At 72.1% G+C, this 18,051-nt stretch carries 18 protein-coding genes; 12 read left to right on the top strand and 6 right to left on the bottom strand.

What is annotated here, in order from left to right; genetic code table 11:
• Nucleotides 1-1,145: 1,145 nt before the first annotated feature.
• From AB0L45_RS37975 to AB0L45_RS38015, 9 genes are all read left to right on the top strand, one after another.
• The gene (locus tag AB0L45_RS37975; protein ID WP_365848346.1) at nt 1,146-2,177 is read left to right on the top strand and encodes a BMP family ABC transporter substrate-binding protein; all 1,032 of its coding nucleotides are present in this window, start codon (nt 1,146-1,148) and stop codon (nt 2,175-2,177) included.
• Between the two features lie 289 nt (nt 2,178-2,466).
• On the top strand, nt 2,467-3,978 hold the full coding sequence (locus AB0L45_RS37980) for an ABC transporter ATP-binding protein (protein ID WP_365848347.1): 1,512 nt from the start codon (nt 2,467-2,469) through the stop codon (nt 3,976-3,978).
• Nucleotides 3,975-5,105 carry an ABC transporter permease gene (locus AB0L45_RS37985; RefSeq protein ID WP_365848348.1) on the top strand — a complete coding sequence of 377 codons (1,131 nt, stop codon included), beginning with the start codon at nt 3,975-3,977 and terminating at the stop codon, nt 5,103-5,105. The genes AB0L45_RS37980 and AB0L45_RS37985 overlap by 4 nt, the downstream gene beginning before the upstream one ends.
• Nucleotides 5,102-6,385: an ABC transporter permease gene (locus AB0L45_RS37990; protein WP_365848349.1), complete on the top strand. Its 1,284-nt coding sequence runs from the start codon at nt 5,102-5,104 to the stop codon at nt 6,383-6,385. The genes AB0L45_RS37985 and AB0L45_RS37990 overlap by 4 nt, the downstream gene beginning before the upstream one ends.
• Nucleotides 6,386-6,399: 14 nt before the next feature.
• Nucleotides 6,400-6,822 (top strand): cytidine deaminase, encoded by a 423-nt coding sequence (locus AB0L45_RS37995; protein WP_365848350.1) that lies wholly within the window; start codon nt 6,400-6,402, stop codon nt 6,820-6,822.
• 146 nt (nt 6,823-6,968) lie between these two features.
• Complete coding sequence (locus tag AB0L45_RS38000; RefSeq protein ID WP_365848351.1) at nt 6,969-8,246, top strand: thymidine phosphorylase; 1,278 nt, start codon at nt 6,969-6,971, stop codon at nt 8,244-8,246.
• Between the two features lie 110 nt (nt 8,247-8,356).
• A complete protein-coding gene (locus tag AB0L45_RS38005) occupies nt 8,357-8,581 on the top strand; it encodes a DUF2945 domain-containing protein (RefSeq protein WP_365848352.1) in 225 nt (74 codons plus the stop codon).
• A gap of 4 nt (nt 8,582-8,585) precedes the next feature.
• Complete coding sequence (locus AB0L45_RS38010) at nt 8,586-8,927, top strand: DUF3140 domain-containing protein (RefSeq protein ID WP_365848353.1); 342 nt, start codon at nt 8,586-8,588, stop codon at nt 8,925-8,927.
• A 95-nt stretch (nt 8,928-9,022) separates the two neighbouring features.
• Nucleotides 9,023-9,556, top strand: coding sequence for a Uma2 family endonuclease (locus AB0L45_RS38015; RefSeq protein ID WP_365848354.1), 534 nt, complete (start codon nt 9,023-9,025; stop codon nt 9,554-9,556).
• 60 nt (nt 9,557-9,616) lie between these two features.
• On the opposite strand, the gene AB0L45_RS38020 is transcribed toward AB0L45_RS38015, so the two are convergent.
• Complete coding sequence (locus tag AB0L45_RS38020; RefSeq protein ID WP_365848355.1) at nt 9,617-10,951, bottom strand: MFS transporter; 1,335 nt, start codon at nt 10,949-10,951, stop codon at nt 9,617-9,619.
• 62 nt (nt 10,952-11,013) lie between these two features.
• On the opposite strand from AB0L45_RS38020, the gene AB0L45_RS38025 reads away from it, so the two are divergent.
• On the top strand, nt 11,014-12,021 hold the full coding sequence (locus AB0L45_RS38025) for a LysR family transcriptional regulator (protein ID WP_365848356.1): 1,008 nt from the start codon (nt 11,014-11,016) through the stop codon (nt 12,019-12,021).
• A gap of 151 nt (nt 12,022-12,172) precedes the next feature.
• Here AB0L45_RS38025 and AB0L45_RS38030 read toward each other — a convergent pair whose 3' ends face one another.
• Entirely contained in the window at nt 12,173-12,940 is a 768-nt protein-coding gene (locus tag AB0L45_RS38030; RefSeq protein ID WP_365848357.1) for an alpha/beta hydrolase, read from the bottom strand.
• A gap of 103 nt (nt 12,941-13,043) precedes the next feature.
• Between AB0L45_RS38030 and AB0L45_RS38035 the strand changes: the two genes are divergently transcribed.
• Nucleotides 13,044-14,204: an adenosine deaminase gene (locus AB0L45_RS38035; protein ID WP_365848358.1), complete on the top strand. Its 1,161-nt coding sequence runs from the start codon at nt 13,044-13,046 to the stop codon at nt 14,202-14,204.
• 139 nt (nt 14,205-14,343) lie between these two features.
• Nucleotides 14,344-14,613, top strand: coding sequence for a hypothetical protein (locus tag AB0L45_RS38040; protein ID WP_365848359.1), 270 nt, complete (start codon nt 14,344-14,346; stop codon nt 14,611-14,613).
• Between the two features lie 88 nt (nt 14,614-14,701).
• On the opposite strand, the gene AB0L45_RS38045 is transcribed toward AB0L45_RS38040, so the two are convergent.
• The 4 genes from AB0L45_RS38045 to AB0L45_RS38060 form a co-directional block, all read right to left on the bottom strand.
• Nucleotides 14,702-14,908 (bottom strand): PspC domain-containing protein, encoded by a 207-nt coding sequence (locus AB0L45_RS38045; RefSeq protein ID WP_365848360.1) that lies wholly within the window; start codon nt 14,906-14,908, stop codon nt 14,702-14,704.
• A gap of 49 nt (nt 14,909-14,957) precedes the next feature.
• Nucleotides 14,958-15,470, bottom strand: a complete 513-nt coding sequence (locus AB0L45_RS38050; RefSeq protein WP_365848361.1) for a VanZ family protein — start codon at nt 15,468-15,470, stop codon at nt 14,958-14,960.
• Between the two features lie 226 nt (nt 15,471-15,696).
• The gene (locus tag AB0L45_RS38055; RefSeq protein WP_365848362.1) at nt 15,697-16,341 is read right to left on the bottom strand and encodes a hypothetical protein; all 645 of its coding nucleotides are present in this window, start codon (nt 16,339-16,341) and stop codon (nt 15,697-15,699) included.
• A complete protein-coding gene (locus tag AB0L45_RS38060; protein WP_365848380.1) occupies nt 16,341-18,023 on the bottom strand; it encodes a HAMP domain-containing sensor histidine kinase in 1,683 nt (560 codons plus the stop codon). Before AB0L45_RS38060 ends, AB0L45_RS38055 begins: the two co-directional genes overlap by 1 nt.
• Nucleotides 18,024-18,051 lie beyond the last annotated feature (28 nt).

Genomic DNA, 18,051 nt, shown 5'->3' on the forward strand with positions numbered 1-18,051 from the left:
CTGCGGGGAGACCCCTGTATGTCCCCGAGCCCGCGCCGTTTGCGGCTATCCCGCCATCGTGGCGAAAATCCCGCCCCCTCGCGCGCAGCGCGAGGGGACCTTTCTCGCGCGCAGCGCGAGGAGGCAGGCCGGCATCCGGGCCGCCTTTCAGAGCGCGTGCAGTGCGGCCTCGCCCCTACCCCCACGTGAGCCTCACCATGTGGTGGGGGCACACCAGGGTCATCGACACCCTCCCCCCCTGCTGTCCCGGCCTCGCCGAACGGCCTGAGGGGGCGTGTAGGGGGCCATCCCCGCAGGTCAGCCGGGAGCCTGGGTTCACTTCACGTCCCGGGCTGCGTACACGGTGCCGAGGAGTTGGCCCCCTGCGCGCCCCCGCCCCGGCACCAACCTCTGCGAGCCGCGCGACAGCGCAAACCCTCGCGCGAAGCGCGAGACGGGCACCGGCACGCGGCGCGCTGACCACGCGCCACATCGCCGAGGACCTCACCATGTGGTGGGGGCGCACCGGGGTGATCGACCCCTTCCCCCCTGCTGTCTCGGCCTCGCCGAACCGGCCTGAGGGGGCGTGTAGGGGGCCATCCCCGCAGGTCAGCCGGGAGCCCGGGTTCACCTCACGTCCCGGGCTGCGTACACGGTGCCGAGGAGTTGGCCCCCTGCGCGCCCCCGCCCCGGCACCTACCTCTGCGAGCCGCGCGACAGCGCAACCCTCGCGCGAAGCGCGAGACGGGCACCGGCACGCGGCGCGCTGACCACACGCCACATCACCGAGGACCTCACCATCAGGCAGGCGCGCACCGGGGTGATCGACCCCCTCCCCCCTGCTGTCCCGGCCTCGCCGAACCGGCCTGAGGGGGCGTGTAGGGGGCCATCCCCGCAGGTCAGCCGGGAGCCTGGGTTCACTTCACGCCCCGGGCGGCGTACACGGTGCCGAGGAGTTGGCCCCCTGCGCGCCCCCGCCCCCAAACCAACCCATGCGAGCCGCGCGACAGCGCAAACCCTCGCGCGAAGCGCGAGAGCGGCACACGCACCGGGAGGAACAAATAGATAACGGCCACGCAGTGAAGGGTTTTGCGCCAGGTCTACGCGCGTTAATCTCCCGTCAAGCCAGCGCCACCGTGGGCGCTATCAGCGAAGGGAAAGGCCCCTTGCGTCGGGTCACCAGGTTTGCCGCCGCGGCCAGCGCCTCCGCGCTTCTCGCGGTCACCGCCACCGCCTGCGGTCAGAGCTTCGCCGAGGCGAACCGGGCCAGTCACGCCGGTGTCGGGCTCGCGTTCGACATCGGCGGCCGGGACGACCACTCCTTCAACGAGGCGGCCGCCCGCGGCACCGAGAACGCCAAGAAGAAGCTGGGCGTCAACGTCAAGATGCTCACCGCGAAGAACGGTGAGACGGAGGCGGACCGCGAGCAGCGGCTCTCCTCGTTCGCCGAGGCCGGGTACAACCCGGTCATAGGTGTCGGTTTCGCCTACAGCCGGTCGATCGAGAACGTCGCCAAGGACTTCCCGGAGACGACGTTCGGGGTCGTGGACGCGGTGCCGCAGGGCAAGAACGTGGACGCGATGGTCTTCGCGGAGCACGAGGGCTCGTACCTGGCGGGCGTCGCCGCCGCGCTGAAGAGCAAGAACCACAAGGTCGGCTTCATCGGCGGCGTGAACAACGCGCTGATCCAGAAGTTCCAGGCCGGTTTCGAGCAAGGTGTACGGGACACCGACCCGAACACCAAGGTCACGTCGCAGTACCTGTACCCCAACAACGACAAGGGGTTCAACGACCCGGCCGCGGCCAAGGCCAAGGCGGGCGGCATGCTGGACAGCGGCATCGACGTGATCTACTCCGCGGCCGGCCAGTCGGGCGCGGGCGCCATCGAGGCGGTCAGCAAGCGCGAGGGCGCCTGGGCGATCGGTGTGGACTCCGACCAGTACCTCCAGCCGGGCCTGGCGAAGTACAAGGACTGCATCCTGACGTCGGTCGTCAAGAACGTCGACGTGGCGGTCTTCGACCTGATCAAGAGCGTCGAGGACGGCAAGCCGCTGACGGGCGTGCACGCGTACGACATGAAGAAGAAGGGCGTCACGCTCGCCACGTCGGGCGGCTTCATCAAGGACATCCAGCCGCAGATCGACGCCGCCCGGCAGAAGATCGTCGAGGGCAAGGTGAAGGTCAAGGAGACGCCGTAGCAGGGCCGGTACGGTCTCGTACCGACCCACCGCGGCCGCGGCTCCGCACCACGGCCCACCCACCCGCGGCCGGGCCGCGATCGCGCCCCTGACGGCGGCCGTCACCGGCTCCCGCCGCCTGCCCAGAACACGCCGTCCGCCCAAGACACGTCCGTCCAGGACACGTCCGCCCCAGGACAATCCCCGAGGGGAGTGCGCCATCAACGCAGCACCCACGATCAGCCGCCCGGCCGAGCCGGGCCCCGCAGCCGTCGAACTCCGCGGCATCACCAAGCGTTTCCCCGGTGTCGTGGCCAATCACGACATCGACCTGACCGTCCGCCGCGGCACCGTGCACGCCCTGTGCGGCGAGAACGGTGCGGGCAAGTCGACGCTGATGAAGATCCTTTACGGCATGCAGAAGCCGGACGAGGGCACCATCACGCTCGACGGCGAGCAGGCGGCGCTCAGCACCCCCGCGGACGCCATCGCCCGCGGCATCGGCATGGTGCACCAGCACTTCATGCTGGCCGACAACCTCAGCGTCCTGGAGAACGTCGTCCTCGGCGCGGAGAAGCTGCACGGCATCGCCGGCAAGGCGCGTAAGAAGATCATGGAGATCTCGGACGCGTACGGGCTCGCCATCCGCCCCGACGTCCTCGTGGAGGACCTCGGTGTCGCGGACCGCCAGCGCGTGGAGATCCTGAAGGTCCTCTACCGCGGCGCCCGCACGCTCATCCTCGACGAGCCGACCGCGGTCCTCGTCCCGCAGGAGGTCGACGCGCTCTTCGACAACCTGCGGGAACTGAAGTCCGAGGGCCTGACCGTCATCTTCATCTCGCACAAGCTGGGCGAGGTGCTGTCGGTCGCGGACGACATCACCGTCATCCGCCGGGGCACCACCGTCGCGTCCGTGGAGCCGTCGAAGACCACGCCCAAGCAGCTCGCCGAGCTGATGGTGGGCAGTGAGCTGCCGTCGCCGGAGACGCGTGAGTCGACGGTGACGGACACGCCGATGCTGGGCGTCGAGGACCTGCGGCTGTGCGCCACCGACTCCGACGGGGTCGTCCGCACCGTGCTGGACGGGATCACTTTCACCATCCACAAGGGCGAGGTGCTCGGCGTCGCCGGTGTCGAGGGCAACGGCCAGGCCGAACTGGTCGAGGCGATCATGGGCACCCGTACCCTCGACGGCGGCACCGTGACGCTGGACGGGCAGGACCTGACCGGCGCCAGCACCCGCAAGCGCCGCGAGGGCGGCATCGGGTACGTCCCCGAGGACCGCCACCGGCACGCCCTGCTGCTGGAAGCGCCCCTGTGGGAGAACCGCATCCTGGGCCACGTCACCGAGCGCCCCAACAGCAGGGGCCGCCTGCTCGACCTGGCCGGGGCCCGTAAGGACACCGAGCGGATCGTCGCGGAGTACGACGTACGGACGCCCGGCATCGAGGTGACGGCGGCCTCGCTGTCCGGCGGCAATCAGCAGAAGCTGATCGTCGGCCGCGAGATGAGCCACCACCCCAAGCTGCTGATCGCCGCCCACCCCACGCGGGGCGTGGACGTCGGCGCACAGGCGCAGATCTGGGAGCAGATCCGCGCCGCGCGCCGGGAGGGGCTGGCGGTCCTGCTGATCTCTGCTGACCTGGACGAGCTGATCGGGCTCTCCGACACCCTGCGGGTGATGTACCGGGGCCGGCTGGTCGCGGACGCCGACCCCGCGACCATCACCCCGGAGGAGTTGGGCTCGGCCATGACCGGTGCCGCCAGCGGCCACCTCACCGCTGCAGACGCTGACACGCGCGAGGGTGGTGACCGGGAGTGAAGACGCTGACCAGGTCGCTCACCAAGGACAAGGTGCTGCTGGCGCTCGCGGCGCCGCTGCTGGCCATCGCCGCCGCGTTCGTCATCAGTTCGCTGGTCTTCCTGGCCTCGGGCGAGAACCCGCTGCGCGCCTACGGGATCATGGCCGATTACGGCCACTACAGCGACAGCCAGGTCTGGATCATCAACAAGGCGGTGCCGTACTACCTGTCGGCACTGGCGGTCGCCATCGGCTTCCGGATGAACCTGTTCAACATCGGCGTGGACGGGCAGTACCGGCTGGCGGCCTTCGCGGCCGCCGCGGTCGGCGGCGCGGTCGCGCTGCCAGGTGCGCTCCAGATCATCCTGCTCATCGTGGTCGCCATGCTGGTGGGCGCGGTGTGGGCGGCCGTCGCGGGCGTACTGAAGACCTCGCGCGGCGTCAGCGAGGTGATCACCACGATCATGCTGAACGCCATCGCCGCCTCCGTGATCGGCTACTTCCTCCAGGACGGCCGCCTCGCGATCAAGGACGGCAACCTGCTGCACACCAAGTCCCTGCCGGAGTCCAGCCACTTCTTCAGCTTCCCGACCCACCCCAAGCCGGTGTACGGCTTCGTGGTGATCGCGGCGCTGGCCGGCTTCGTCTACTGGTTCGTGCTCAACCGCACCCGCTTCGGCTTCGACCTGCGCGCGGTGGGCGCCTCCGAGCCGGCCGCCGAGGCCAGCGGCGTCAGCGTCAAGCGGATGATCGTGATCTCGATGGTGCTCTCGGGCGCCGCGGCCGGCCTGGTGGGCATGCCCACCCTGCTCGGCGAGTCCTTCAACTACGGCACCGACTTCCCGGCCGGCATCGGCTTCACGGGCATCGCCATCGCGCTGCTGGGCCGCAACCACCCGGTGGGCATGGCCTTCGGTGCGCTGCTGTGGGCGTTCCTCGACCGCACCGGCTCCCGCCTGGAGTTCGAGGGGTACGCGCAGGAGATCGTCGGCGTGATCCAGGGCGTGATCGTGCTGTGCGTGGTCATCGCGTACGAGATCGTGCGCCGGTACGGGCTGCGCGCCCAGCAGCGCAAGGTCGGCGAGGAACTGGCCGCCCAGGCCCGTACGAACTCAGGTGAGAACGACAAGGCGGAGGCGACCGCGTGAGTACCGAACTCAAGCCCGCGGCCCGGCCCGGCGCCGGCGCGCGGGGCGGCGGCCGCCGCAAGCTGACCTACCCGGTCATCCTGCTGATCATCGCCGGGGCGATCGTCGCGCTGTCCCTGCTGCGCGCGGTCACCGGCACCAGCGACCTGACCTCGGCCGGACAGTTCAGCGCGGCGCTCGCCGCCGCCACCTCGATCGGCCTGGCCGGTCTCGGCGGCCTGTGGGCCGAGCGGGCCGGCGTGGTCAACATCGGCCTCGAAGGCATGATGATGCTCGGCTCGTTCGCGGCCGGCTGGGTCGGCTGGCAGCACGGCCCGTGGGCCGCCGCGGCCATCGGCGTCCTGGGCGGCGCGCTCGGCGGCCTGGTGCACGCCATCGCCACCGTCACTTTCGGCGTCGACCACATCGTCTCCGGTGTCGCGATCAACATCCTGGCGCTGGGCGCGACGCAGTACCTGGCCACGCTGTGGTTCGGCGCGGAGGGCAGCGCGGCGATGCAGGCGGGCGGCAACGACAAGCAGTCGCCGCCGATGTCCGACATGCCGACGTTCTCGGTCCCGGGCCTCTCGGACGCGTTGCAGACCGTCGAGGACCACCACTGGTTCCTGGTCTCCGACGTGGCCGGCATCCTCGGCGGCCTGGTCACCAACGTCTCCTGGCTGACCGTGCTGGCCGTACTGCTCTTCGTCGGCACCTTCTACCTGCTGTGGCGCTCCTCCTTCGGCCTGCGGCTGCGGTCCTGCGGCGAGGCGCCGGTCTCGGCGGAGTCGCTGGGCGTCAACGTCTACACGTACAAGTACGCGGCGGTGCTGGTCTCCGGCGCGCTGGCCGGGCTCGGCGGCGCGTTCCTGTCCATCAGCACGCACTTCTACCAGGACGGGCAGACCGGCGGCCGCGGCTACATCGGCCTGGCCACGATGATCTTCGGCAACTGGCGGCCCGGCGGCGTCGCGATGGGCGCCGGACTGTTCGGCTTCATGGACGCCATGCAGCTGCGCAGCGGCGGCCCGACCGTGCACGCGCTGCTGCTCGGCCTCGCGGCCCTGCTCGCCGTCCTCGCCCTGTTCCGGCTGCGCGCCGCCAAGCGCGCCCAGGCGGCGGTCGCGGGCGTCGCGGCGGTCCTCCTCGTCCTCTGGTACTTCCTCACCGACGTGGTGCCGCTGGAGCTGGTCGAGGCCAGCCCGTACATCGCCACGCTGCTGGTGCTGGCGCTGTTCGCCCAGCGGCTGCGGCCCCCGAAGGCCAACGGCAAGCCGTACCGGCGGGGGCAGGGCACATGACGCACGATGGCCGGATGAACGACGGCCGGAGCGGCGAAGGGCAGGCGACGGTCGACTGGGAGCGGCTGCGCGAGGCGGCCCGGGACGCGATGTCCCGGGCGTACGCCCCGTACTCCGGCTACCCGGTCGGCGCCGCGGCCCTGGTGGACGACGGCCGTACGGTCGTCGGCTGCAACGTCGAGAACGCCTCGTACGGTCTCGGCCTGTGCGCCGAATGCGGCCTGGTCTCCGCGCTGGCTGCCACCGGCGGCGGCCGGCTGACCGCGTTCACCTGCGTGGACGGCCAGGGCGACCTGCTCGTACCGTGCGGCCGCTGCCGCCAGCTGCTGTACGAGCACGGCGGCCCCGGCCTCCTGGTCGACGGCGGCGAGGCGGGCGTCCGGCGCCTGGACGACCTCCTCCCGGACGCGTTCGGCCCCCAGCACCTGGGCCGCTGACGGCTCGCCGGCCCGCACCGCACCTCAGCGGTGCGGGCCTCTCGATCTCCCGGCTCTATGCGTGTAGAACTGGACAGGCCCGCTCGCCGCGTCGTTCCCGGGTACAGGGACGGGCTGAGCCGGCCGTTCCACGAAAGGAAGCCCAGATGGACGTCATCTCGGTCATCCGCGCCAAGCGCGACAAGCAGGAGCTGACCCCCGAGCAGATCGACTGGGTCATCGACGCCTACACGCGCGGCGAGGTCGCCCACGAGCAGATGTCGGCCCTGGCGATGGCCGTCTTCCTCAACGGCATGAACCGTACGGAGATCGCCCGCTGGACCGCCGCCATGATCGCCTCCGGCGAGCGGATGAACTTCGCCTCGCTGGCCCGCCCGACCGCCGACAAGCACTCCACCGGCGGCGTCGGCGACAAGATCACGCTGCCGCTCGCGCCCCTCGTCGCCGCCTGCGGCGCCGCCGTACCGCAGCTCTCCGGCCGCGGCCTCGGCCACACCGGCGGCACCCTCGACAAGCTGGAGGCCATCCCCGGCTGGCGCGCCCTGCTCTCCAACGCCGAGATGATGGACGTACTGGACAGCGTCGGCTCGGTCATCTGCGCCGCGGGCGACGGCCTGGCGCCCGCCGACAAGAAGCTGTACGCGCTGCGCGACGTCACCGGCACCGTCGAGGCCATCCCGCTCATCGCCTCCTCGATCATGTCCAAGAAGATCGCCGAGGGCACCGGCTCGCTCGTCCTGGACGTCAAGGTCGGCTCCGGCGCCTTCATGAAGAACATCGAGGACGCCCGCGAACTCGCCACCACCATGGTCGAACTCGGCACCGACCACGGCGTACGCACCTCCGCGCTGCTCACCGACATGTCCACCCCCCTCGGCCTGACCGCCGGCAACGCCCTCGAAGTCCGCGAGTCCGTCGAGGTGCTGGCCGGCGGCGGCCCGGCCGACGTCGTCGAACTCACCCTCGCGCTGGCCCGCGAGATGCTCGACGCGGCCGGCCTGAAGGACGCCGACCCCGCCAAGGCCCTCGCCGACGGCTCCGCCATGGACCACTGGCGCCGCATGATCCAGGCCCAGGGCGGCGACCCCGACGCGCCCCTCCCGGTCGCCCGCGAGCAGCACACCGTCAACGCCTCCGCCTCCGGCGTCCTGACCACCCTCGACGCGTACGCCGTCGGCGTCTCCGCCTGGCGCCTGGGCGCCGGCCGCGCCCGCAAGGAGGACCCGGTCCAGGCCGGCGCCGGCATCGAACTCCACGCCAAGCCCGGCGACGAGGTCAAGGAGGGCCAGCCCCTCCTCACCCTCCACACCGACACCCCCGAAAAACTCCCCTACGCCCTCGAAGCCCTCGACGGCGGCGTCCTGATCGCCCCGCCGGGCACGGACTTCACCCCGCGTCCGGTGGTGCTGGAGCGGATCGGCTGATCCGGCCCCGCACCGCTGCCGTCGGGCGCGCTCCTTCCGGGGCGCGCCCGACGCGCGCCGCGCCCCGACCGGTGCTGTCCTGGGAGGACCAGACCGCGAGGAGACCGGCGATGGCGAAGAAGAAGGACGACTTCAGCAAGGGCGACAAGGTCACCTGGAAGAGCCACGGCAGCGAGGCCGTGGGCAAGGTGGAGAAGAAGATCACGGAGCGTACGGAGGAGGCGGGGCGGACGGTCGACGCCTCGCCGGACGACCCCCAGTACAAGGTCCGCAGCGACAAGTCCGGCGGCTCGGCCGTGCACAAGCCCGGCGCCCTGAAGAAGAAGCGGTCCTGAGGCCATGGCGAAGACGCAGGACGACCAGGACACCGTCTGGCACGACTTCAAGGACGCGGTGAACATGTCCCCGTCCGAGCTGGAGTCCTGGCTGAAGAAGGACGAGTCCAAGGAGTCGGGGCAGCACAAGGGGGGCGGGGAGTCGGTGGGGCATGAGTCGGGCCGCCGGATCGTGTCCTTGCTCCGCACCAGACGCGCGGATCTTTCCGATGACGATTACGCCCACATGCGCAAGGTGACGGGATACGTCCATCGCCATCTCGCGCAGAAGCCGTCGGGGGATGTGGAGGGGACGACGTGGCGGTACTCGTTGATGAACTGGGGGCATGATCCGTTGAAGGGGTGAGGGGTGGGGAATCGTTCGGGTGAACGGGGGCGGCCGGACGCCCCCGGTCCGGCGGGGCGTGCTGAGGTCGGGGTCCGACGATTTGAGGGGGCCTCATGGTGGTGTGGGACGAGCTGACCCGGTTCCGGCGGGAGGCCAAGTGGCCCGAGGGCTGCAAGGTGCAGATCGTCGGGGGTCTCGTCGTGGTGGAGCCCCCGCCCGACAGCGCCCACAACGACACGGTGGATGAGCTTCAGCGCCTGCTGTACACCGTCATCCCTCGCGACTGGGGGATCTACCAGGCCTTGGAGCTGACGCTCTCCGGTGGGCGCGGGTTGTTCGTCCCGGACGTGTCGGTCGTCCCCAAGAATCGGTGCGCGGCGGACGTGCCCCGGCTCGTCGCCGAAGTCACCTCCTGGAGCGGCGCGAACCACGACCGCGTCGAAAAGCTCCACGCCTACGCCGCCACCGGCGTCCCCCTCTACCTCCTCCTGGACCCCTGGCACTCCGGCACGCCGACCGCGACCTTGTACGGCGAGCCGGAGGGCGGGTCGTACCGGGTGCTGGAGATGGTGAAGTACGGCGATGAGCTGCGGCTGCCCGCACCGTTCGACGTCACCGTCGACACCTCGCTGTTCCCCGTCGGATGACGAAGGGCCCACCCCACCAGGACAGGTGGCGGGATGGGCCCTTCGGGCTGCGAGCGGCCGTTATGCGGCCTGTTGTACGTGGAGCACGCGGCGCTCCGCCATCGCCTTGCGCGTCGCGTACAGCGTGATCGACGCGGCGCCGGCCATCGCGGCCAGGCCCAGCGCCACGGTGGCCTCCCAGCCGCCCGCGTGGAATGCCGCCGCGCCGAGCGCGCCGCCGATGCTGCTGCCCACGTAGTACGCGCACTGGTAGAGGGCCGATGCCTGCGCGCGCGCCGTCTTCGCGGTGCGGCTGACGGAGGACGACGCCACCGCGTGGCCCGCGAAGAAGCCCGCGGTGATCAGGACCAGGCCGAGCAGGACCGCGGCGAGCGACGCGGTGAGGGTGAGCAGCAGGCCCGCCGCCGTGGTGCCGACCGCGAGGTACAGGGCCCCGCGCCGGCCGACGCGGCCGACCAGGCGGCCCGCGGCGGCGGAGGAGACCGTACCGACCAGGTAGATCAGGAAGATCGAGCCGACGATGCCTTGCGGGAGGTTGAAGGGCTCGTCGACCAGGCGGTAACCGATCACTGTGTAGACGGCGCCGAAGACCGTCATGAAGAGCGCGCCGATGCCGTACAGGCGGCGCAGCAGCGGGTCGGACAGGTGGCCGCCGAGGGTACGGGCCAGCGCGCGCGGGCCGACCTTGCGGGGCGCGAAGTGCCGGGCCTTGGGGACCAGGAGGCGGAAGGCCACGGCGCAGACCACGGCCAGCACGCCGACCGCGCCGAGCGCCGCGCGCCAGCCCCACGCCTGGGCCACCCAGCCGGTGACGATCCGGCCCGACATGCCGCCGATGCTGTTGCCCGCCACGAACAGGCCGATCGCGGCGACCAGCGCCTTGGCCCGTACCTCCTCGGCCAGGAACGCCATCGCGGAGGCCGGCAGCCCGGCCAGCGCCACGCCCTGGACGGCGCGCAGCGCGACCAGCCAGCCCAGGTCGGGCGCGAACGGCACCAGCATCGCGATCAGCGCGGCGACCGACAGGGAGGCGGTCATCATCGTGCGGCGGCCGAAGCGTTCGGACAGCGCGCTCAGCGGGATGACGGCCAGGGCCAGGCCGAACGTCGCGGCCGACACGGTCCAGCTGGCCTGGTCGGGTGTGACGGCGAGGTCGGCGGAGATCGCGGGGAGCAGCGCCTGCGTGGAGTACAGGAGCGCGAAGGTGGCGACGCCCGCGGCGAAGAGGGCGAAGCTCATCCGGCGGTAACCGGGGCCGCCCGGATGCAGCTTGGCGGCCTCGGGGCCGGGCGCCGGGGGCGCGTCGGCGGCGGGCGCGGAGGAGGTGACGGGGGACGACTGCGCACAGGCGTCGGCGCGCGCGGCGACCGACGCCCCGGTATCAGCGGGAGGCATGTTCCGAACGTATGCCTGCCGGTTTCATGCGTCCAATGCATAGAAACGCCATAATCGATGCTGTGGCACATAACAGCAGCTCAGGGCGGCCTCTGTCGCAAACTGGCAACATGAAAGACATCCGGGCACGGGCCGGTGAACCGACGGAGACGGCCGACCTCGGGGTGGGTTCGTGGGCGCTGGCCCTGACGCCCCGGCTGGCGCAGTTCGCCGCCGTCGCACGCCACGAGCACGTCACGCGCGCCGCGCACGAGCTGGGCATGCCGCAGTCCACCCTCAGCCGCGCCATCGTCCGGCTGGAGGCCGACCTCGGGGTCGCGCTCTTCGCCCGGCACGGCCGGACCCTGTCGCTGACCCCGGCCGGCCGCGCCTTTCTCGCTTCCACCGAGCGGGCGCTGCTGGACGTCGAGCGCGCCACGGAGTCCGTACGGGCCGACAGCGACCCCACCGCGGGCAAGGTCGCCTTCGGCTTCCTGCACACCATGGGCTCGGAGACCGTACCGGGCCTGATCCGCACCTTCCGCGCCGACCACCCCCGGGTGCGCTTCCAGCTCGTCCAGAACTACGGCGAAGCGATGATCGAGCGGCTGCGCGCCGGCGACCTGGACCTCTGTCTGACCTCGCCGGTCCCGGACTATCCGGACCTGGTCGCGCGCCGCCTGGACGAGCAGAAGCTGCGGCTGGTGGTGCCGGACGACCACCCGCTGGCGGCCCGTAAGCGGGTGCGGCTGGCGGAGGCCGCGGGGGAGCTGTTCGTCACCCTGGAGCCGGGGTACGGGCTGCGCCGGATCACCGACGCGCTGTGCGCCGAGGCGGGCTTCACGCCGAAGGTCGCGTTCGAGGGGGAGGAGGCCGAGACGCTGCGCGGCCTGGTCGCCGCCGGTCTCGGGGTGGCGCTGCTGCCGCCGCCGGCCGTGCCGCGCCCGGGCGTCGCCGAGCTGACGGTCACGGCCCCGCGCGCGGTCCGTGAGATCGGTCTGGCCTGGATGGACGGTCATCCCGACACGCCTCCGGTGGCGGCGTTCAAGAAGTTCCTGCTGGGGCGGCGGGGGATGCTGATCCCGCGGTGAGGCGGCGGCCGTACCGCGGTGCGCGCCGGGCTGCTCCGCGCCGCTCGGCGATGAGGAACGCGACGCGCTGTGTGCCCCGGGGGCGGCTCCCAGGAGTAGCCGGGGGAGTCGCTCTGCCGCGCTGCCGCGGAGATCCGTCAGTGCAGCGTCCCTAATGCCTGAGCGACTCCCCGAACCCCGACGCCAGCGGCATCCGCAGCCCCAGCGGCGGCGGAGCCGCCAGCGCGTCCGCGACCGGGCGGGCGTAGCCGTGGGCGAAGAGCGAGCCCAGCACGAAGTCGGCGGCCAGGGCGAGGACTTCGGAGCGGTGCTGGTGGAGGGAGTGGCCGTCCGAGTGGACCTCGAAGCGGCAGACGTCGCGGTTGATCTTCTTGGCGCGTTCGGCGTAGCGGTAGGAGAGGTCGGGGTCGGTCCGCTCGTCGTTCGTGCCGTGGACGAGCAGCACCTGCCGGCCGGCGAGCTGTTTCACCGGGACGGAGTCGGCGCCTTCCGGGCCCAGGTCGGGTATCCACGGGGCGAGCGCCAGTACGGAGCTGACCGCCGGGTGGCCCGCGGCGTGCAGTGCGGCGCGCGCGCCCATGCCCGTACCGACCAGGCAGACCGGCACGTCCCCGTACCGCCGCACCACCTCCTCCACCGCCCAGGCGGCGTCCTCCGCCGGATGGGCCGCCGCGCCGTTCCAGCCGCGGCAGCGGTAGTGCACGACGTGGGACACCAGTCCCTCGGACCGTCCCGCGCGCGCCAGCCGGGCGGCGAGCGGACGGGCCGCCAGAGCGGACAAGGGGGAGGGCCGCCGGGTGCCCGAAGGGCCGCCCTCCGGCAGTAACAGCGCGACGCCGCACACCGCCCGTCCCGCTCCGGCCGCTCCCCGCGGTTTCCCCAGCCGGGCACCGCGCACCGGCAACGCTTGCTGAGCCATGACCGAAACGATGGCAGAAGGCGGGCCACGGGCCACCCCGTGTACGGGTCACCGTTGCGTATCGTTCGTGAAGTTCTACGCGCGTAGGGGCTACAGTGCCGAGATGACGAGCGAGACCACCACTCTTCCGACCGGCGACCAGATCCGCCGCGCGCCCAAGGTGCTGCTGCACGACCACCTCGACGGTGGCCTGCGCCCCGCCACCATCGTCGAGCTGGCCCGCGAGGTGGGCTACGAGAACCTCCCCGAGACCGACCCCGAGAAGCTCGGCGTCTGGTTCCGCGAGGCCGCCGACTCCGGTTCGCTGGAACGCTATCTGGAGACCTTCGCGCACACCTGTGCCGTCATGCAGACCCGCGACGCCCTCAAGCGGGTGGCCGCCGAGTGCGCCGAGGACCTGGCCGCCGACGGCGTCGTGTACGCCGAGGTCCGGTACGCGCCCGAGCAGCACCTGGAGAAGGGCCTCAGCCTCGAAGAGGTCGTCGAGGCGGTCAACGAGGGCTTCCGCGAAGGCGAACGGCGGGCCCGCGCGGCCGGCCACCGCATCCGCGTCGGCGCGCTGCTGACCGCCATGCGGCACGCGGCCCGCGCCCTGGAGATCGCCGAACTGGCCAACCGCTACCGCGACCTGGGCGTCGCCGGCTTCGACATCGCGGGCGCCGAGGCCGGCTTCCCGCCCACCCGCCACCTCGACGCGTTCGAGTACCTCAAGCGGGAGAACAACCACTTCACGATCCACGCGGGCGAGGCGTTCGGCCTGCCGTCGATCTGGCAGGCGCTCCAGTGGTGCGGCGCGGACCGGCTCGGCCACGGCGTCCGCATCACCGACGACATGGAGGTCGCCGACGACGGCTCGGTGAAGCTGGGCCGGCTCGCCTCGTACGTACGGGACAAGCGCATCCCGCTGGAGATGTGCCCCACCTCCAACCTCCAGACCGGCGCCGCCGCCTCGTACGCGGAGCACCCGATCGGTCTGCTGCGCCGGCTCCAGTTCCGGCTGACGGTCAACACCGACAACCGCCTGATGGGCGGCACGAGCATGTCCCAGGAATTCGAGCACCTGGTCTCGACATTTCGATACACGCTCGACGACATGCAGTGGTTCACCGTCAATGCGATGAAGAGCGCGTTCATTCCTTTCGATGAACGGCTTGCGATGATCAACGATGTGATCAAGCCCGGCTATGCCGAGCTGCGGTCCGAATGGCTGTTCCGGCAGGTGGATGCCGAGCCCGCGGTGATCAGCGAGTATCGCTCCGAGTAACCGGAACGGATACGGGAGAAAGGAACGGCCGGCGTGTCAAGCGCCGGCCGTTTTCCGTCCCCCGCGGGTGTTTGCGGCGTGTCGGCGGCGTCACTAGATTTCCGGTCCGGTCGAACTCCCATCACAAGGATGTATTTCCATGAAGCAGGGAACCATCAGGACTCTCGGTGCCGCCGCGCTCGGCGTCGCCTTCGCCGCCGCGGCGGCCGGCACGGCTTCCGCCGCCGAGGTGACCGGCGCGAACGTACCGGGTGACGTCGCGGACACGCTCCAGAACAGCCTGCCCGTCCAGGAGACCGCCAAGAGCCTCACCGGCGACCACGGCCCCGAGCACGCCCTGAAGACCAACAACAAGGGCAACCTGCTGGGCGGCCTGCCCGCCGGCGGCCTCACCAAGGCGCTCGGCTGAGACCCCGGCTCCGCGACGCGTCCCGGAGCGGACACGCCCGTGCCCCGGCCCGTACTGCGTGTACGGGCCGGGGCACGGGCGTACGGGGCTACCAGGCGGTCCGGTGGGCCTTGTCCTCGGACGGGAGGAACAGCCACAGGGCCAGGTAGACCAGGAACTGCGGACCGGGCAGCAGACAGGAGAGCAGGAAGATCACGCGCATCGTGCCGGGCGAGGTGCCGAAGCGCCGCGCCAGGCCCGCGCACACTCCGGCGATCATCCTGTTGTTGCGGGGACGGACCAGTGCGGCGGCCATGGTTCTCGACTCCTTTTCGACCGGGTACGGGACTGTCTGCCCCGATGTCTCAAAGGTAGGTCCGGGAACCCGACAGGGCGTCGGCCTGCGGTGCGATGTGAACCCTGGCTCGCGTGGGGGTCGGCCGCACGGGTGTGTCCTCCTTGCGGCGGAGCCGGTACCGGAACCCTGGTACGACCAGCAGGTGCGCCAGTACGACCCCGGCCGTGTTCAGCAGCACCATGTCCACGTCGGGTACACGGCCGGGTATGCCGGCCTGCAGCAGCTCGATCGCCAGCGCGACCATCGCGCCGGTGAAGACCGTACGTGCCAGGGAACCCAGGGGAGAAACGTTCAGGCGCCCGGCTGCCATCGGCAGCAGGATGCCCAGCGGGGCCAGCAGCAGCATCGCGCCCCCGAGGCTCTGCACCGCCTCCCACGGGCCGTGTGCCAGCTCCGCGCGGATCGTCGCCAGCGGCCGGAAGTTCGCGGCGGGCACCCAGGGAACCGGACGGGGGCGCAGCGTCAGCCAGCCGACGATCAGCAGATGCGCCACGAGGAGGACGGCTCCCGCGGCGCGCATACGGAGGGCGGCGGTATCGCCGCGGCCATGTCCCTGCACACAGGGCAGGACGCGGCTACCGGCGGCCGCGGTTCCGTAAGCGGCGGTGAACGGCCCGGCCGCGTTCCCCGCACGGCCCGCTCCCGTTCCCCGCACGGCCGGCGCGCGGTCCCCGCCGGCCCGCACGGTACGGCCTGCACCGCCCCGTACGCCCCGCACGTACCGCCCGCGCCGCCCCCGCCCGGCCTCAGCCCGACGTCGCGGGTGCGTCCGAACCGGCGCTCAGCACGCTGTCCGGATGGGCGCGCACATCGGCCGAGCAGGGGTAGCGCTGCGGACGGCCGTCGCCGGGGCCGCCCAGCACCGCGGCGTGGGTACGGCCCAGTGCCGCGCTCTCGCCGAACGTGCAGACGATCTCGGCGAGGGCGAAGGACGGCAGGTCCTCCGGCCGCGCACTCAGCCGCAGCGTCTGCGCGGGATCGCCCGCGCGCGGCCCGGACACCTCCAGGTCCCCGGGCACCGCCGTACTGAACCCGGCCTGCTCCTCGACCGGGCCCGGCTGCTTCTGGAGCTCGTCCAGCAGCGCGCGCGCCGACCGGAGGCGGTCGGCGGTCTGCTGCTTGGGGTTGGTCACGGTCCGCTCCACCGGCGCCAGCGCCGAGCTGCACTCCAGGTAGACCGTGACCCGCGAACCGTCGGGCGGGACCGGCGGCACCGAGCCCGCGGGAACCTTGCAGCTGACCCGCGAGGGCGCGCCCCCGGCGTCGACCGGCACGGACGTACCGCGGATGCCGCAGCCCGCCAGGCCCGGCAGCAGGGCCCCCAGGGCCACGGCCGCCAGCACGGCGGTCCGGCCCCGGGACGGCCTCCGCGTACGGATACGCCACGTCATCAGCCGTCACCGCCTTCCGTGCCGCGGGGCTCGGTACCGCGGCGCTCCGTGCCTTCCGTACCGGCGTCCGCGCCGGTGCCCGCGTCCTCGGACGCGCCGGGGTGCGCGCCGGTGCGCATGCCGCTGTCCGCGCCCGCCCGTACGCCGGCCCCGGAGCTCGTACCGGTGCCCGCGTCCGTACCGGCGTCCGTCCCGGCGCCCGTTCCCGGCTCCGTCCCCGCACCGTCCTCCGCCGGCGCCGTGCCCACCGGCAGCCGCAGGGTGAAGACCGCGCCGCCCTCCGGCGAGTTCGCGGCCGTGATCTCACCGCCGTGGATGTGGGCGTTCTCCAGCGCGATCGACAGGCCCAGGCCGCTGCCCTCCGACCGCGGCCGGGACGCGCTCGCCTTGTAGAAGCGGTCGAAGACGTGCGGCAGGACCTCCTCCGGGATGCCGGGCCCGTGGTCCCGTACCCGGATCAGCAGGTCCTCGCCGTCCGCCGTGGTCTCGGTGCGCACCGACACCCGGACCGGCGAGCCGCCGTGCTTGAGCGCGTTGCCGATGAGGTTGGCGAGGATCACGTCGAGGCGGCGCGGGTCCAGCCGGGCCACGATGCCGCGCTCGGCGTCCAGCTCGACCGCGTCCAGCCAGGCCCGCGCGTCGATGCAGGCGGTCACCTGGTCCGCGACGTCCACGTCGTCCTGCACCAGGCGGGCCGTCCCCGCGTCGAAGCGGGTGACCTCCATCAGGTTCTCCACCAGGTCGTTCAGCCGCCGGGTCTCGCTGACCACCAGCTTCACCGCGGGCGCGATCATCGGGTCGAGGGAGTCCTCCTCTTCCTCCAGCACCTCGGTGACCGCGGTGATCGCCGTCAGCGGCGTCCGCAGCTCGTGCGACATGTCCGCGACGAACCGGCGGGAGGACGCCTCCCGGCCGCTCAGCTCCGCCACCCGCTGCTCCAGCCGTTCGGCCGTCCGGTTGAAGGTGCGCGAGAGGTCGGCGAGCTCGTCGGTGCCGGTCACCCGCAGCCGGGTGTCCAGCCGCCCCTCGCCCAGCTGCCGGGCCGCGTGGCCCAGGCGCTGCACGGGCCGCAGCACGGTGGTCGCGGCGGCCTGTGCCAGCAGCGCCGAGCCGACCAGGGCCAGCGCGGTGGCGATCCCCAGCGACCAGGCCAGCGAGTTGAGGTCCTGCCGCTCGGTGGCGAGCGACTTGAGCATGTAGCCGGTCGGGCCGCCGCCGTTCATCCGCGCCCCGGCGACGAGGTACGGCGTGTCGTGCAGCTCCTTGCGCTGCCAGTACATGTGGTACGGGACGCGGTTGCCGTCGTCCAGCGCGCGCTTCTCGTTGACCGCCGTCTGCAGCGGCTTCGGCACCGACGCGAGCGTGAACAGGTCCTTGTCGGTGGAGGCGACGCACTGCTTGCCGTCACTGCCCTGCGCGACCAGCAGGACGGTGTAGTTCTGCGGGCCGCCCGCCATCTGCCGTGCCGCGTCGTCCAGCTCCGTGCACCGCGGGCGCAGCGGCAGCGAACGGGTGCTGTCCTCCAGGGACTTGCGGAAGTCGTTGAGGGCGGAGTTCTGGGTGCGGTCCAGCACGGTGTTGCGGTTGAGCCAGTACGCGATGCCGGAGGCGGAGACCGCCGCGGTCAGCGCGACCAGCGCGAAGACGAACACCAGCCGCAGCCGCAGGCTGGTCCAGCGCAGCAGGCCGAGCGCCCGTACGCACCGCCGG

It is taken from the genome of Streptomyces sp. NPDC052496 (assembly GCF_040679095.1).
GTDB lineage: Bacteria > Actinomycetota > Actinomycetes > Streptomycetales > Streptomycetaceae > Streptomyces.